At 70.2% G+C, this 15,081-nt stretch carries 13 protein-coding genes; 9 read left to right on the plus strand and 4 right to left on the minus strand.

Features of this window, described 5'->3' with window-relative positions:
• Nucleotides 1-20 precede the first annotated feature (20 nt).
• Both ACIA58_RS10125 and ACIA58_RS10130 read right to left on the minus strand, forming a co-directional pair.
• A complete protein-coding gene (locus ACIA58_RS10125) occupies nucleotides 21-1,082 on the minus strand; it encodes a serine hydrolase domain-containing protein (RefSeq protein ID WP_396403231.1) in 1,062 nt (353 codons plus the stop codon).
• 39 nt (nucleotides 1,083-1,121) lie between these two features.
• The gene (locus ACIA58_RS10130) at nucleotides 1,122-2,021 is read right to left on the minus strand and encodes a TIGR03564 family F420-dependent LLM class oxidoreductase (RefSeq protein ID WP_396403232.1); all 900 of its coding nucleotides are present in this window, start codon (nucleotides 2,019-2,021) and stop codon (nucleotides 1,122-1,124) included.
• Nucleotides 2,022-2,099: 78 nt separating this feature from the next.
• Here ACIA58_RS10130 and ACIA58_RS10135 point away from each other — a divergent pair, with 78 nt between their 5' ends.
• The 9 genes from ACIA58_RS10135 to ACIA58_RS10175 all read left to right on the plus strand — a co-directional run bounded on the left by ACIA58_RS10135 (nucleotide 2,100) and on the right by ACIA58_RS10175 (nucleotide 13,762).
• A complete protein-coding gene (locus ACIA58_RS10135; RefSeq protein WP_396403233.1) occupies nucleotides 2,100-2,972 on the plus strand; it encodes a LysR family transcriptional regulator in 873 nt (290 codons plus the stop codon).
• A 269-nt stretch (nucleotides 2,973-3,241) separates the two neighbouring features.
• Nucleotides 3,242-5,707 carry an MFS transporter gene (locus ACIA58_RS10140; protein ID WP_396403234.1) on the plus strand — a complete coding sequence of 822 codons (2,466 nt, stop codon included), beginning with the start codon at nucleotides 3,242-3,244 and terminating at the stop codon, nucleotides 5,705-5,707.
• A 201-nt stretch (nucleotides 5,708-5,908) separates the two neighbouring features.
• Nucleotides 5,909-7,207 carry an SWIM zinc finger family protein gene (locus tag ACIA58_RS10145; protein WP_396403235.1) on the plus strand — a complete coding sequence of 433 codons (1,299 nt, stop codon included), beginning with the start codon at nucleotides 5,909-5,911 and terminating at the stop codon, nucleotides 7,205-7,207.
• Nucleotides 7,204-8,607, plus strand: coding sequence for a DUF5691 domain-containing protein (locus tag ACIA58_RS10150; RefSeq protein ID WP_396403236.1), 1,404 nt, complete (start codon nucleotides 7,204-7,206; stop codon nucleotides 8,605-8,607). Before ACIA58_RS10145 ends, ACIA58_RS10150 begins: the two co-directional genes overlap by 4 nt.
• Nucleotides 8,604-9,686: an AAA family ATPase gene (locus tag ACIA58_RS10155; protein ID WP_396403237.1), complete on the plus strand. Its 1,083-nt coding sequence runs from the start codon at nucleotides 8,604-8,606 to the stop codon at nucleotides 9,684-9,686. The genes ACIA58_RS10150 and ACIA58_RS10155 overlap by 4 nt, the downstream gene beginning before the upstream one ends.
• Nucleotides 9,683-11,845 carry a DUF5682 family protein gene (locus ACIA58_RS10160; RefSeq protein WP_396403238.1) on the plus strand — a complete coding sequence of 721 codons (2,163 nt, stop codon included), beginning with the start codon at nucleotides 9,683-9,685 and terminating at the stop codon, nucleotides 11,843-11,845. Before ACIA58_RS10155 ends, ACIA58_RS10160 begins: the two co-directional genes overlap by 4 nt.
• Before the next feature lie 11 nt (nucleotides 11,846-11,856).
• Nucleotides 11,857-12,990 (plus strand): VWA domain-containing protein, encoded by a 1,134-nt coding sequence (locus ACIA58_RS10165; protein ID WP_396403338.1) that lies wholly within the window; start codon nucleotides 11,857-11,859, stop codon nucleotides 12,988-12,990.
• A gap of 10 nt (nucleotides 12,991-13,000) precedes the next feature.
• Nucleotides 13,001-13,288 (plus strand): hypothetical protein, encoded by a 288-nt coding sequence (locus tag ACIA58_RS10170; protein WP_396403239.1) that lies wholly within the window; start codon nucleotides 13,001-13,003, stop codon nucleotides 13,286-13,288.
• Between the two features lie 42 nt (nucleotides 13,289-13,330).
• Nucleotides 13,331-13,762, plus strand: a complete 432-nt coding sequence (locus ACIA58_RS10175) for a GNAT family N-acetyltransferase (RefSeq protein WP_396403240.1) — start codon at nucleotides 13,331-13,333, stop codon at nucleotides 13,760-13,762.
• Here ACIA58_RS10175 and ACIA58_RS10180 read toward each other — a convergent pair.
• Nucleotides 13,759-14,103, minus strand: coding sequence for a YciI family protein (locus ACIA58_RS10180; RefSeq protein ID WP_396403241.1), 345 nt, complete (start codon nucleotides 14,101-14,103; stop codon nucleotides 13,759-13,761). The genes ACIA58_RS10175 and ACIA58_RS10180 overlap by 4 nt on opposite strands.
• Nucleotides 14,100-15,047: an aldo/keto reductase gene (locus ACIA58_RS10185; protein ID WP_396403242.1), complete on the minus strand. Its 948-nt coding sequence runs from the start codon at nucleotides 15,045-15,047 to the stop codon at nucleotides 14,100-14,102. Before ACIA58_RS10185 ends, ACIA58_RS10180 begins: the two co-directional genes overlap by 4 nt.
• Nucleotides 15,048-15,081: the final 34 nt, after the last annotated feature.

Below are 15,081 nucleotides of genomic sequence, written 5' to 3' on the forward strand. Positions count from 1 at the left end.
CCCTTACCGTTAAAGGGTTTTCAGCAAAGAGTTTTCGCAACCAGGTTGCCGATCTCGACCGCGGACGCCGAACCGGTCGGGTCGAACAACGTCCTGGTCAGCGCGAACGCGACGCCTGAGCGCGTGTCCGCCCAGGCGATGCTGCCGCCCATGCCCGGCCACCCGAACGTCGCCGGGCTCTCCTCTGCCGTGGATCCCAGCCGGCCGATCGAGTAGCCGAGCGCCATCGTGGCCTCGTTGCCGAGCAACTCGTCCTGCGCGACCAGCGCCGGACCGGTGATCACCGGCACCGCCTCGGGCCGGACCAGCCGGACCCCGTCCACCTCGCCGATCAGACCGGCGTACAACTTGGCGATGCCGCGAGCGGTGAGGATCCCGCTCGACGCGTCCTCGATCGCCAATTGCTCGGGCCGGTTGAGCCCAGCCGCCCGCGGCTGCATCGACGGCGGCACAACCTTGCTGAACATCCCGGCCAGCATCGTGAAGGTCTCGGCAGCGCCCTCGGGTTCAACCAGTGGGATCAGCCGGTCCCGCTGGCCGGACGGGAGCGCGAAGAACACATCGTTCTCGATACCCAGCGGCGTGATGAGCTCCCGCAGTACGTCGGAGATCGACCGGCCGGTCGCGCGCCGCACGATCTCGCCGACCAGGAGGCCGAAGGTCTCCGCGTGGTACGTCATCTTCGTCCCCGGCTCCCACCAGGGCTCCGCGGCGGCGAGGTACGCCGGGATCGTGGGGAACGACTCGTGGGTCGCGTCCGGCGGCAGCGCGGGCAGGCCGACCGAATGCGTCAGCACATGCCGCAGCGTCGCCTTGTCCTTCCCACGCGCCCCGAACTCGGGCCAGATCTCCACGATCGGCTGGTCGTAGTCGAGCACCCCGCGATCCACCAGCACATTCGCGACGGTCGCGGAGGCACCCTTCCCGGTCGAGGCGGCGTAGTACAAGGACTCCGATGTCACGCCGTCGCCGGCGACTGCATCAACCAGCAGCTCACCGTGCCGGTACACGGCTACCTGCAGCCCGAGTTCCGTCTCGACCAGTTCGTCGATCCGCCTCTGCACTATCTCTTGGAGTTCCATATGGCTACGTCGGAGCGGGTCTGGGACCTTTGACACCATCTATGCATAGTCCAACGCGAACCTGAGCGTGCGCGCCACCTCCGCCTCCGTCCCGACCGGGCAGACCAGGAATTCCGTCGTACCGGCGTCCGCGAACCGCTGGAGTTCCTTGGCCACCGTCTCCTCGTCGCCCAGGACCGCGGTCTCCTCCGGTCCGGCCTTGCCGCCACGATCGAGCACCGCGCGGTACGACGGCATGCCGCCGGCCGCGCCGTAGTGCGACCCGATCCAGTTCCGGGTCGCGTCGGGATCGCCCGTGACCGCGACGCAGACGCCCGCGACCACCTGCGGCGCCGGTCGGCCGGCGGCGGTGGCCGCTGCGTCGATCGTCGGGCGGATGAAGCTCTCGATGACCTCGGGGCCGGCCCAGCTGGTCGTCGTACCGGCGGTCAGTTCGCCGGCGGTCTTCAGCATCCGCGGACCGAGCGCGGCCAGGATGAGCTCGGGTGCCTCGGCTCCGGCGATCTCCAGTTGGCCGCGGGCGGTCAGGCGTTCACCCGCGTAGTCGGTCGGCTCACCGGCGAGCAGCGGGCCGAGGGCTTCGATGTACTCGCGGACGTACGCCGCTGGGCGGTCCATCGAGAGACCGAACATGCCTTCCACCATGTGCGGGTGGCTCGCGCCGACGCCGAGCGTCAGCCGGTTGCCGGTCAGCGCCTGCACGCTGAGCGCCTGCGCCGCGAGGGCGAGCGGGTGGCGCGGGTACACCGGCACGACGCCCACGGCGTACCCGATGGTCGAGGTGTACGGCGCGACGCCGGCGATCAGCGTCAGCGCGTCCCAGCCGAGTCGCTGGCTGAACCAGACCCGGTCGATGCCGCTGTCCTCGGCGGCCTTCGCGGCGGCGCCGATCTCGTCGATGGTCTTGCCCTCTTCGTCGATCCACAGTCCGATCCTCATGTCCACCAGTCAACGAGACTCGAGGCCGCCGACCCAGACGCAGTTAGGCTGTACAGCGATAAGGAGTCGTGATCGCTGATGGAGCTGCGGCAGTTGCGGTACTTCGTCACCGTCGCCGAGGAACTGCACTTCGGCCGGGCCGCCGAGCGACTGAATATCGTCCAGCCCGCGGTCAGCCAGCAGGTCGCCCGGCTCGAACGCGAGCTCGGCCTGCAGCTCCTCGACCGGTCGTCCCGGCATGTCCGGCTGACCGGCGACGGTGAACGGATGCTGCGCGAGGCGCGCGCGGTCCTCTCCGCGGCCGACCGCGCCGGCGAGGTCGCCGCCGAGCTTGCCTCCGGGCGTTCCGGCGTACTGCGGATCGGCACCGCACCGGGGCTGCGGGACCGGCTGGAACGCGGCCTGACCGCCCTCCGCGCCCACACCCCGGACCTCGACGTCCAGCTCAGCTCAGGGACCACGGCCGAGTATCTGAGCGCCCTGCGGTCAGGGGAGCTGGACCTCGCGTTCGTCCGAGGTGAGGTCGCGGCCGCCGATCTGCGGGTCGTCGAGCTCTGGCGTGATCCGTTGTCCGTTCTGGTCCCGGCGGCGTACCGCTCGGACGACGGCGTCAAGCTGATCGACCTCGCGGGCTTGCTGCTCCGGCTGCCCGCCGACGACGCCTGGCTGCGCGGACGCCTGGAGTCCGCGTGCCGTGAGGCCGGCTTCGAGCCGCTGATCGGTCGGCCGATCGACGACTTCGAGTCGGCGGTCGTCGAGATGTCGACGGGTTCGCCGGCCTGGACCGTCGTCTATGGGACCGCGTGCGAAGCCGCCGCGGGTGCGCTCTGGATGGGCCTGCTCAACCCGCCCGCGACGGCGCCGGGCAACCTGGTGACGGGCCCGGGCACGTCGGAGTGTGTCCGCGTGCTCGTCTCGGCGTTCGGCAGTGAGCCCCCCAGCGGGCCCTGACAGCTCCGCCGGGGGTGTGTTGATTACTCAACAAGCACCGGATCGTACGGCGGAAAGCCTGTTCCGAGGAGGGCTCGTCTCATAATTCGCCGCGCTCTGCGGTGAACGGTTCGTGGCTCCCGGTGAGCGGTTGCTGACACTGCGGGGATATTGTTGGTAGTTGCAACCAAAATATCGGGCTGGTGTGAGGACAAGTCAGCCGTTTCCGCCCCGGGTCAGCGTGCGTCGCTGCCCCGGTCGTCGCGATCCCGCCGTACGAACGGAAACTGATGTCTGCCACCACCCAGACCCGCTATCGCTCCCGGTATGCCGAGGGCGAGCCGGACACCACACCGTCCGAGCCGCCGACTCCACCGACCCCACCGACCCCTCCGACAGCCGCCGCGGAGCTGTCGCACCGGGAGATCCTCGAGATCCTCGCCGGGCTGCTCGCCGCGCTGTTCACCGCGGTCCTGAGCTCGACGATCGTCAGCAACGCGCTGCCCACGATCATCGCGGACCTCGAGGGCTCGCAGACGCAGTACACCTGGGTCGTCACCGCCAGCCTGCTCGCGATGACCGTGTCGACGCCGGTGTGGGGCAAGCTGTCGGACCTGATCAGCAAGAAGCTGCTCGTGCAGCTCGCCATCATCATGTTCGTCACCGGCTCGGTGCTGGCCGGCGCCTCGCAGAACGTTCCGTTCCTGATCGGCGCGCGGGTGCTGCAGGGCCTCGCGATGGGCGGGCTGATGGCGCTCGCGCAGGCGATCATCGGTGCGGCGATCCCGCCCCGCAGCCGCGGCCGGTACTCGGGCTACATGGGTGCCGTGATGGCGCTGGCGACCGTGTCCGGGCCGCTCGTCGGCGGCGTCATCGTGGACACCTCGTGGCTCGGATGGCGCTGGTGCTTCTACGTGTGCGTGCCGCTGGCCGTCCTGTCGCTGATCGTTCTGCAGCGGTTCCTGCACCTGCCGGTGGTGAAGCGCAAGGTCAAGATGGACTACCTCGGCGCGCTGCTGATCGCGGGAGCCGCCAGCCTGCCGCTGATCTGGGTGTCGTTCGCGGGCGAGCACTTCCCGTGGTGGTCGTGGGAGACCGGCGCCTACCTCGGCGGTACGGCGCTGCTCGCTCTGCTGGCCGTCATCGTCGAGGTCCATGCCCGTGAGCCGCTCGTGCCGGTTCGGGTCGTGCGGGAGCGGACGACGGCGCTGGCGATCCTCGCGAGCCTCTCGGTGGGGATCGCGATGTTCGGCAGCGCGGTGTTCCTCGGGCAGTACTTCCAGGTGGCGCGCGGGTACAGCGCGACCGAGGCGGGGCTGCTGACGATCCCGATGATGTTCGGGTCGTTCCTGGGGTCGGTCGGGTCCGGGCAGCTGATCACCCGGTTCGGGAAGTGGAAGCGGTACCTCGTGCTCGGCGGATTCTTCCTGACCGCGGGGCTCGGCGTACTCGGGACGATCGACCACACGTCGCCGTACTGGTACATCGGGCTCGGGATGCTCTCGATGGGCATCGGCATGGGCATGATGATGCAGAACCTGGTGCTCGCCGTACAGAACACCGTCGACGTCAGCGAGGTCGGGGCGGCGAGCGCATCGGTGACGTTCTTCCGCAGCCTCGGCGGTGCGGTCGGGGTATCGGTCCTCGGCGCAGTACTGGCGACCCGGGTGACGGATCTGATCACCGAACACCTTCGCCAGCTCGGTCCGGCGGCGGCCGCTGCGGCGCAGGGTGGATCGGGGAGTGTGCTCGACGTGAACTCGCTGCCGGCGCCGGTCGCGGAGATCGTGCGGCAGGCGTACGGCGATGCGACCGGGCGGATCTTCGTGATCGCGGCCGGGGCGGCCGTGGTGAGCCTGCTGGCGGTGCTGTTCATCCGCGAGGTCCCGCTCCGGCGCACCGTCGCGATGGCGGCCGAGGGTACTGCGGAGGAGCCTGTGCAGGAGACAGTTGTCGATGATCCCGCCGAACGGGCGGCGGTCGTAGCGCTCGACGTCATCACGTCGGCCGAACGAACGGCACGCGAACGAGAGCGCGAAGCCAACGAGCGTGTTCAGGCGGCCGCGACCGTCATCCGGCAGATGCGGACCGACGTCAAGGACCTGTTCACTCGCGTCGACCAGCAGATCGCCGACCTCGAGGACACCCTCCCAGGCGCCGGCATCCCACAACCCGCCGCCGCGATCCTCGACTCCCAACGGCCCCAGGGCGAGCTCGTCGACGAGCTGCGCCGGTACGAACTGAGCGTCCTCAGCGCCAGCCAGCGCACCGCCGACCACCTCCGCGCCACCGCCCGCGCCGAGGCCGACCAACTCCTCGCCGAAGCCCAGTCCGAAGAACAGGAGATCCGCACCCGCATCGCCGAACTCGAGTTGGTCGAAGAACGCCTCCTCGGCACGGTCCGAGACACCCTCTCCACCACCCCACCCCCACCCACGCCGCCCTTCGGCACGGGCACACCCCCCACCCGGACCACCGACCCCACGCCAACAACCGTCTCGGCGCCGGGAGCCGGGGCCGCGGCGGGTACCGGGTCCGCGCCGGGTACCGACCCCACGTCGGCAACCGGGTCCGCGCCGGCAACTGGGTCTGCGGCTGTGGGGAGCGCGGCGGGGGCTCAGTCCACGGCGACGGGGCCGGCGTCGAGCACCCTGCCGCCGTTCCCGTCGGACGGCTCGTCGCCGTACCTGCCGCACGCCACCGGCAACGGCTACCCCGACGCCACCGCCGACCCCCAGCGCCAACCCTTCGGCTGACCCCCTCGCCGCCGACTCGTGGCGATTGGCGCCTGGACCGTCCGCCGAGTCGTGGATCGAGGCTGCGGAAAACAGCCTGAACTCACGACTCGGCGGACGGCCTGGGCGCCAATCTGCACGACTGGGCGGAAGGAGTGGGGGTGGGAGGGGTGTCGGGGGTGGGTGGCATGCTTCGGGTAGGGCCGGTGGTGAGGGAGTGGTGTGGGGTTGTGGGACGCGGAGCAGGTGCTGGGGCTGGCGCCTGATGCTGCGTCCGCGAAGGCTGGGCAGGGGCTGGCCCGCTCCGCGAAGTGGACCGGGACGGGCGCGTCAGAGCGCGCGGTGTGGGGGCTGTGCCAGGGCAGTGGCAAGCAGCCGTACCAAACGACGGTCGATCTGAGCGCACCGGCGTACAAGTGTTCCTGCCCGAGCCGGACGTTCCCGTGCAAGCACGCGCTCGGGTTGTTGCTGCTGTGGTCCGCCGGTGAGGTGCAGCCGGGTGATGAGCCTGAGTGGGTGACGACCTGGGTGGATCAGCGTGCCGCCCGCGCCGACCGGCCGGAGCGGAAGCCGGGCGAGGTCGCGGACCCGATCGCGGCCCAGCAGCGTGCATCGCGTCGTGCTGATCGGGTGTCGAGCGGCATGGCCGAGCTGAAAGGCTGGCTGGACGACCAGGTCCGGGTCGGGCTCGGCGGGTTCGACCAGCGGGCGTACACGGAGCTCAGCCGCCTGGCCGCGCGCATGGTCGACGCACAGGCGCCGGGAGTCGCCGGAGCGGTACGACGTGCGGCCGGCGTGGTCGGACGCGGTCACGGATGGCCGGGCGAATTGCTCGAGGAGCTGTCCCTCGTCCACCTGATCGTCTCCGCACACGATCGCCTCGCCGACCTGCCGCCGTCGCTCGCCGACACCGTGCAGACCAGGATCGGCTGGTCGACCGAGACGGCCCGGGTGCTCGCGGAGGGCGAGAAGGTCGCGGACGACTGGCTCGTCCTCGGTCGCGTGGTCGAGCCCGACGACCGCCTCACCGTCCGCCGGGTCTGGTTGCGTGGGGCAACAACCGGGCGGCTCGGCCTGCTGCTGACGTTCGCCGCCGCGGGCCGTCCGCTCGATCCACTCCCGGCGAGGCCGGGCGAGTACGTCCCCGGCGACCTCTCGTTCTATCCAGGAGCGCTTCCGATGCGCGCCCTGCTCACGCAGACCGCTCCGCGCCAGCCAGCACCGCGCCCGGCCGGATCGTCGGCGCGCCAAGCGCTGGCGTCGAACGTCGAATCCCTCGCCGCCGACCCCTGGAACGAACGCTGGCCACTGGTGCTGCAGGACGTACGACCGGCTCGTCACGGTGACGGGTGGGCGTTGGTGGATGCTGCCGGGGACGCGCTCGAGCTGTTGCCGGGCTGGGATGCCTGGAAGCTGCTCGCGGTGTCTGGCGGCGACCCGATCACGGTCGCCGGCGAGTGGAATCGCGCGGGCCTTCGCCCGATGACCTGCTGGCACCACGATCGACCGGTGATCCTGTGAAGGGCTGGGACGGTCTCGTCAGCTCGGCGCTCCTCGGCACCGACCGCAGGCCCGCACACTTCGAGGAGCTTCCCGAGCACATCCAGGAACGCCTCGGCGACGGCGGCCTCCTCGACGCGGCCGCGCTCGCCACCGTCTACAAACGCGCCGGCCGCAGGCCGCTCCGCGAACTCGAGCCGATCCCGGCCGCGCCCGGTGAGGATCGCCCGCTGCCGCGTCCGGTGGCGATCCGTCGGCTGGCGGCGATGCTCGGTGGGTTCCAGACCTCGGCGCTCGGTGAGTGGCTGCGCGCCGCCGACGCACACGGCTGGGGTGTGCCGCCCGAGCACCTGCCTGCGCTCGCGGACTACGCCCGCCACCGCGCCGAGTACCGCCCACTCGTGATCGCGGCCGCCGGCCGCCGCGCGCGTTGGCTGGCAGACCTCAACCCCGAATGGCGGTACCTGCACGCTGCCGTTGCCGAGAGCAATGATCCGGAGTTGTGGACGCACGGCAATGCCGTCCAGCGGCGCACCTGGCTGCGTACGCTCCGTCGGCAGGATCCCGTCGCGGCCCGGGAGGCGTTGGCCGAGGTCTGGCCGACCGAGTCCGCGGCCACCCGAGCCGACTTCATCGGGCTTCTCGCGGACGGACTGTCCTCGCAGGACGAGGATTTCCTGGAGTCCGCGCTCGACGACCGTTCCCGCGAGGTACGCCGGGGCGCCGCGCGGCTGCTCGCCCGCGTACCGGGATCGCAGTACGGGAAACGGATGACGGAGCGTTTGCACTCGCACCTTCTTCCGGGCCAGGGCGTGCTGGCGGTCGATCTGCCGAAGCGACTCACGCAGTCGATGGAGCGCGACGGCATCGACTCGCAGAACCCGGAAGGCATCGGCAAGCGAGCCTGGTGGTTCCTGCAGATCATTGCCAACACACCGTTGTCCGAGATGGAGCTGTCCTGGCTGCAGGCAACTGTGGAGGGCTGCTCACCGAGCATCCTGCAAGCTGCTTGGAGTGAGGCGGCCATTCGCGAAGGCTCCGCCGAGTGGGCCAGGGAGTTGCTGGCGCGGGGCGCCGACACCGGCAGCCGTAGCCCGGCGGAGTTGTTGCGGTTGTTGCCGGCGGACGAGTGGGCCCGGGCGGTCGACGTACTGCGGAAGACCGTGGACGTCACCGAGCTTGTCGGCGGGCTGCCCGTGCCGTGGCCGGAGTCGCTCGCGACCATGATCCTGGACCAGCTCACCAAGGTCGGCTCCAACCGCGCCTGGGCCCGGCTCGCCAGCATCGCCGCCCGCGCGGCGCCGCCCGGCGTACTCAACCATCCGATCACCCGCGAACCGACCGGCGAGGAAGACACCTGGCGTCGTCGCCTGGTCGAGACCCTGACCTTCCGCCGCGAAATGTACGAGGAGCTGACATGACGACCGAGGTCCTTCGACCGCACGCGGAAGTGGAGTATGCGGACGAGTTGCGAGCGCTCGAAGCCGCCGACGACAAGCCTCGACCACCGGCCTGGCGGCTGTCGCCGTCAGCAGTCGTCACCTACCTGCTCGGCGGTACGGCGGGCAGCACGGAGATCTCACCGAAGTACGTCGGGCCGCGACGCCTGGTCGAGGTCGCGGTCGCCACGCTCGCGACGGACCGTGCCCTGCTGCTGCTCGGCGTACCGGGCACGGCGAAGACCTGGGTCTCCGAGCATCTCGCCGCGGCGATCAGCGGGGACTCGACGCTGCTCGTGCAAGGTACGGCGGGTACTGCGGAGGAAGCGATCCGGTACGGCTGGAACTACGCCCAGTTGATTGCCCAGGGCCCCAGTGAGGCCGCGCTCGTGCCGAGTCCGGTGCAGCGCGCGATGGCCGAGGCGAAGATCGCCCGGATCGAGGAGCTGACCCGGATGCCGTCCGACGTACAGGACGCGCTGATCACGATCCTGTCCGAGAAGGCGCTGCCGATCGCCGAGCTGGGCACGGAGGTCCAGGCCCGCAAGGGATTCAATGTCATTGCCACCGCCAACGATCGCGACAAGGGCGTCAACGAGCTGTCGTCCGCGTTGCGCCGGCGCTTCAACACCGTCGTACTGCCGCTGCCCGAGTCCGCGGACGACGAGGTGGAGATCGTGTCCCGCCGGGTCGCGCAGCTCGGTTCGGCGCTGGAGTTGCCGCAGCCGGACGACGCGCTCGACGAGATCCGCCGGGTGGTGACGATCTTCCGCGAGCTGCGGTCCGGCCGGACCGAGGACGGCCGGACCGCGGTGAAGTCGCCGTCGGCCACCTTGTCGACCGCGGAGGCGATCAGCGTGGTCACCGGTGGTCTCGCGCTCGCGGCCCATTTCGGCGACGGCGTACTGCGGCCGACCGATGTGGCCGGCGGCATCCTCGGTGCGGTCGTGAAGGATCCGGCCGCGGACCGGGTCGTGTGGTCGGAGTACCTGGAGACCGTGGTGCGCGAGCGCGACGACTGGGCGCCGTTCTACCGGGCCTGCCGAGAGATTTCCGGATGACCGTTCACCTGCTCGGGATCCGGCACCACGGGCCGGGATCGGCGCGCGCGGCGGCGACCGCGCTGGCCGAGCTCCAGCCCGACATTGTGCTGATCGAGGGACCGCCGGAGGCCGACAAGATCGTCGAGTTGGCGGCCTCCGACGAGATGGAGCCGCCGGTCGCCCTGCTGGCGTACGCCGTCGACGACTCGACGCGGGCTGCCTTCTGGCCGTTCGCGGTGTTCAGTCCCGAATGGCAGGCGATCAAGTACGGTCTGGCGGCCGGGGTGCCGGTGCGGTTCTGCGATCTGCCCGCGGCACAGCAGTTCGCCTCCAGCGGCGGGCGGTCCGTGTCGATGGATCCACTGGCGACGCTGGCGGAAGCAGGCGGGTACGACGATCCCGAGCGCTGGTGGGACGACGTGATCGAGTCGCGGCGTGACGGCGCCGAGCCGTTCACCGTGATCGCCGACGCGATGCGCGAACTGCGCCACGGCGAAGCGGCAACCGGCCGCGAGGCGCAGCGTGAGGCGTACATGCGGACGGTGCTGCGGAAGGCCATCCGGGAAGGCTTCGAACGGATCGCGGTGGTCTGCGGCGCCTGGCATGTTCCCGCGCTCGAACTGCCGTTGCCCCCGGCAACGCATGATCAACGGATCCTGAAGGGCCTGCCGAAGCGGAAGATCGCGTGTACCTGGGTGCCGTGGACGCACGGCCGGCTCGCGGCAACGAGCGGGTACGGCGCCGGCATCACCTCTCCCGGTTGGTATCACCACCTGTTCACCGCGCCCGATCAGATCACCACGCGGTGGTTGTCCAAGGTCGCTCAGGTGCTGCGGGACGAGGATCTGCCGGTCTCCAGCGCGCATGTGATCGAAGCGGTCCGACTCGCGGATACCCTTGCAGCGTTGAGGGAACGGCCGCTGGCCGGGCTGAGCGAAGTGACCGAGGCGACGCGGGCAGTGCTGTGCGGAGGGAACGACGTACTGCTGGATCTCGTGACGCGGGAGGCGGTCGTCGGCGAGCTGCTCGGGTCGGTGCCGGGCGAGACGCCGCAGGCACCCGTCGCGGCGGACCTGGCCGCACAGGCACGGCACCTGCGGATGAAACGGGACGCGACCGAGCGCGTGATCGAGCTCGACCTGCGCAAGCCGAACGACCTGGAGAAGTCCAGACTCCTGCACAGGTTGAGGATTCTCGGTGTGCACTGGGGCGTGCCGGCCGTGGACGAGCGGCGGGCACAAGGCACCTTCCGTGAGATGTGGCGGCTGGCCTGGGATCCCGGGCTCGAGGTCGAATTGGTTGCCGCGGGCGCCCACGGTACGACGGTCCTCGGCGCCGCGACGACCGTGATGCTGAAAGCCGCCGACGCAACGACGCTGGCCGACGTGACGGCCGCGCTCGAGAAGTCTTTGCTCGCCGACCTCGCGGACGCGCTTCCGCCTTTGCTGCAAGGGATCGACACGCGTGCGGCTGCGGACGCCGACGTCGGACACTTGATGGCGGCGCTGCCCGCGCTCGCGCGAGCTTCCCGCTACGGCGACGTACGCGGGACTTCCGGGCTGGGTGCCGTCGCGGGGCGGATGGTGTCGCGGGTGTGTGCGGGGCTCGGACGGACGGTCCACGGGCTCGATCCGGATGCGGCTGCCGCCGTACAGGAGCTGATCGACGGCGTACAGGATGCGACCGTGCTGCTGGCCGAGGACGTGCGGGCGGAGTGGCTGAACACGTTGGAGGCCCTGAGTGATCGGACTTCGGTGCCGCCCCTGATCCGGGGGCGGTTGACGCGATTGATGCTGGACACGTCGCGGTTGCCGGACCATGAGGTCGCGCTGCGGCTGGGGCGCGCGTTGTCTCCCGGTACGGCGACTGCGGAGGCGGCAGGCTACGTCGAGGGATTCCTTGCCGGCGGCGGGTTGTTGCTGGTGCACGACGAGCGGTTGCTCGCGCTGGTGGACGAGTGGCTGGGCGCGATCCCGGACGATGCGTTCGTCGAGGTGCTGCCGTTGTTGCGACGTACCTTCGGGACGTTCGCGGCACCCGAGCGGCGGTCTATCGGAGCGCGGGCACGGGTGCTGGCGGATCCCGCTTCACTCGTCGTTGCTGATGACAACGATCTCGACGCGGAGTTGGCGGCGACCGCGCTGCCGGTGGTTGCGCAATTGCTGGGGGTCTCGTGAACGACGATCGGATGCGGCGCTGGCGGCTGGTGCTGGGTGGGGAGGCAGAGCCGGAGACGGGTACGACGCTGTCGGCAGCGGATCGCTCCGTCGACGCCGCGTTGGCCGCGCTGTACGACGCTGCCGAGGGCGAGTCCGGCAGTCAGCGCTCGTCCGGGCTGGGGTCGTCGGCGCCTCGGGTGGCGCGGTGGCTGGGCGACATCCGGCAGTACTTCCCGAGCACCGTCGTACAGGTCATGCAGCGGGATGCGGTCGAGCGGCTGGGCATCACCCGGATGCTGATGGAGCCGGAGTTGCTCGGCGCGGTCGAGCCCGACGTACATCTGGTCAGCACGTTGCTCGCGCTCAACGAAGTGATGCCCGAGGAGACCAAGCAGACCGCGCGGGACGTGGTCGGCCGGGTCGTGGCCGAATTGGAGGCTCGGCTGGCGGAGCGCACCAGAGCCGCGGTGACGGGCGCGCTCGACCGGGCCGGGCGGACGACGCGGCCGCGGCATGCGGACATCGACTGGGACCGGACGATCCGGGCGAACCTGAAGCACTTCTCGCCGGCCCTGGGGACGATCGTGCCGGACCGCTTGGTCGGCTACGCGCGGCGGAATCACAGCGTCCAGCGGGACATCGTTCTGGCGATCGACCAGTCGGGATCGATGGCGGAGTCGGTCGTGTACGCGTCGCTGTTCGGCGCCGTGCTCGGGTCGATCCGGACGCTGCGAACGTCATTGGTCGTCTTCGACACGGCCGTGGTTGATCTGACGGATCAGCTCGAGGACCCGGTCGACGTGCTGTTCGGGACGCAGCTGGGCGGTGGGACGGACATCAACCGGGCGCTGGCGTACTGCGAGGAGCTCGTGACGAAGCCCGCCGAGACGGTGCTCGTGCTGATCTCCGACCTGTACGAGGGCGGAGTCCGGGAAGAGATGCTGCGACGAGCGCGTTCTTTGGTGGAGTCCGGCGTACAGGTGATTGCCCTGCTGGCGCTGGCGGACTCGGGCACCCCGTCGTACGACGCCGAGAACGCGGCCGCGCTCGCGGATCTCGGCGTACCGACGTTCGCCTGCACACCGGACCTGTTCCCGGACCTGATGGCCGCCGCGATTCGGCACGAGGACATCACCGGCTGGGCAGCCACCAACCTGACCTGAGAGGAACCCGATGACCACCGTCGAACTGACCCGCTTCCGCGTGCTGGCGGACAAGACCGAGGAACTGCTGGCTGCCCGTGCGGAGATGGTGAAGGACTTCGAGGCCGACCGCGCCGGGTTCCTTGGTGCGCGGCTCGTCCAACTGCCGGAGAACGAATGGCTGGACATCGTCGAGTGGGCGACGCCGGAGGACTACGCCACCTCGAGCAAGAAGGGGCCGAACCTTCCCGGAATAGCTCGGTTCTTCGCCGCGATTGATTCGCTGGTGGTCGCCGAGGAAGGCGTAATCGCGGGGTAATTCGCCTGACAGTCGCGGCACGGCGGTGCGACCGTGGACGGCATGAAGATCAGCGACATCCGCCCCGACGAGTACGGCCGGGCGGCCGAACTGTGGGAGGCGTCCGTACGGGCGACCCACCACTTCGTCACCGAGGCGGATCTGGATGTGTTCCGGCCGTTGGTGCGCGGGTCCTTCGCGCAGGTCGCACAGCTCGCGGGTCTGCGGACCGACGACGGGCTGCTGATCGGGTTCGTCGGGGTCGAGAGCGGGAACGTCGAGATGCTGTTCCTCGACCCGGCGTACCGCGGGCAGGGCGGCGGGAGCCTGCTGCTGGAGCACGCCTTCACGAACTTCGCCGCCACCACCGTCGACGTCAACGAGCAGAACCCGCAGGCCATCGGCTTCTACGAACACCACGGCTTCGTTCGGCACTCTCGCAGCGAGACCGACTCGACCGGCAAGCCCTACCCGCTCCTGCACCTGACGCGTTAGCCGGCGATCTCCAGGATGTCGATCGGGGTGTACGGGTCGGCCTCGGCGAAGCGGAGGGCCCACTGGACCGCCTCCTCCTTGGTGTTGACGCGGATGATCGAGACGCCCGCCACGAGCTCCTTGGTCTCCGCGAACGGGCCGTCGATCACCCGCGGCTGACCCGGCGTCGGGAAGGTGACCCGCGCACCCCGGGAGCTCGGCATCAAGCCCTCGCCGAGCACCAGCACGCCGGCCTGGCGCATCTCCTCGAGGATGGCGTCCGCCCGCTCGAGGATCTCCGGATCCGGCGGGTTGCCCGCCTCGAGGCTGTCATTGGTCTTGTGCAGCAGCATGAACCTCATAGCCGAGACCTTAATGCGCCCCAGAACGCTTCCGGCACCTCGAAATCGAGCCACGCCGCGATCTCGCTGATCTCCCGCGGGCTCCGCGCACCGACGACCACGGCCGGTACGGCGGGATGCGTCAACGGGAACTGCACCGCGGCAGCCAGCAGCGGCACGTCATACGCTCCGCAGAGCTCCCGCAGTACGTCGATGCGGCGGAGAACCTCCTTAGGAACCCGTTCGTACCCGTGTGGGGCGCCGTCCGCGGTGTCCGCGAGTACCCCGCCCTGGAACACCCCGGCCGCGAGCACCGCGACGCCGAGCTTCTCGCACAGGGGCAGGAGCTCGTCCTCGCCGGTCTGATCGAGGAGCGTGAACCGCCCGGCGAGCAGGACGCAGTCGACACCTCGGACCTCGCGGAGGAAGCGCGCCGCGACGTCCGCGTAGTTCACACCGAGTGAGATCGCCCCGATCGTGCCGCGGCCGCGGAGCTCGGTGAGCGCACGGAACGCTTCGGTGGACGCGGTCAGGTAGTCGAGATCGGGGTCGTGGATGTGCAGGATGTCGATCCGGTCGATGCCCATCCGCTCCAGGCTCATCTCGAGTGAGCGGATCGTCGCGGCGTACGAGTAGTCGAGCCTCGGTCCGAGCCCGGCCGGCGGCTCGGCCCAGATCGGCTGCAGATCCGGCCCGCCCGGCTCGATCAGTCGCCCGACCTTGGTGCAGAGCACGAAGTCGGCCCGCGGTCGCCCGCGCAACGCCAGCCCGGCGCGCTGCTCGGACACCCCGTACCCGTACACCGGCGCGGTGTCGAACAGCCGCACCCCGAGCTCCCAGGCCCGATCGATCGTCGCCACCGCCTGCTGCTGCGGAACCGCCGCGAACATCCCGCCGATGGAGGCGAGCCCCAAGCCCAGCTCACTGACCCGCAACCCCGTCCGCCCCAACTCCACCGTCCGCATACCCGCGACGCTATGCGCCCCCACCGACAAGTTC

Origin of the sequence: Kribbella sp. NPDC051586, assembly GCF_044453965.1 — a bacterium.
Classification (GTDB): domain Bacteria; phylum Actinomycetota; class Actinomycetes; order Propionibacteriales; family Kribbellaceae; genus Kribbella.

Coding starts and splice junctions, on each gene's coding strand:
- ACIA58_RS10125 (WP_396403231.1), bottom strand. CDS start 1,082: ATGGAACTCCAAGAGATAGTGCAGAGGCGGATCGACGAACTGGTCGAG.
- ACIA58_RS10130 (WP_396403232.1), bottom strand. CDS start 2,021: ATGAGGATCGGACTGTGGATCGACGAAGAGGGCAAGACCATCGACGAG.
- ACIA58_RS10135 (WP_396403233.1), top strand. CDS start 2,100: ATGGAGCTGCGGCAGTTGCGGTACTTCGTCACCGTCGCCGAGGAACTG.
- ACIA58_RS10140 (WP_396403234.1), top strand. CDS start 3,242: ATGTCTGCCACCACCCAGACCCGCTATCGCTCCCGGTATGCCGAGGGC.
- ACIA58_RS10155 (WP_396403237.1), top strand. CDS start 8,604: ATGACGACCGAGGTCCTTCGACCGCACGCGGAAGTGGAGTATGCGGAC.
- ACIA58_RS10160 (WP_396403238.1), top strand. CDS start 9,683: ATGACCGTTCACCTGCTCGGGATCCGGCACCACGGGCCGGGATCGGCG.
- ACIA58_RS10165 (WP_396403338.1), top strand. CDS start 11,857: ATGCGGCGCTGGCGGCTGGTGCTGGGTGGGGAGGCAGAGCCGGAGACG.
- ACIA58_RS10170 (WP_396403239.1), top strand. CDS start 13,001: ATGACCACCGTCGAACTGACCCGCTTCCGCGTGCTGGCGGACAAGACC.
- ACIA58_RS10175 (WP_396403240.1), top strand. CDS start 13,331: ATGAAGATCAGCGACATCCGCCCCGACGAGTACGGCCGGGCGGCCGAA.
- ACIA58_RS10180 (WP_396403241.1), bottom strand. CDS start 14,103: ATGAGGTTCATGCTGCTGCACAAGACCAATGACAGCCTCGAGGCGGGC.
- ACIA58_RS10185 (WP_396403242.1), bottom strand. CDS start 15,047: ATGCGGACGGTGGAGTTGGGGCGGACGGGGTTGCGGGTCAGTGAGCTG.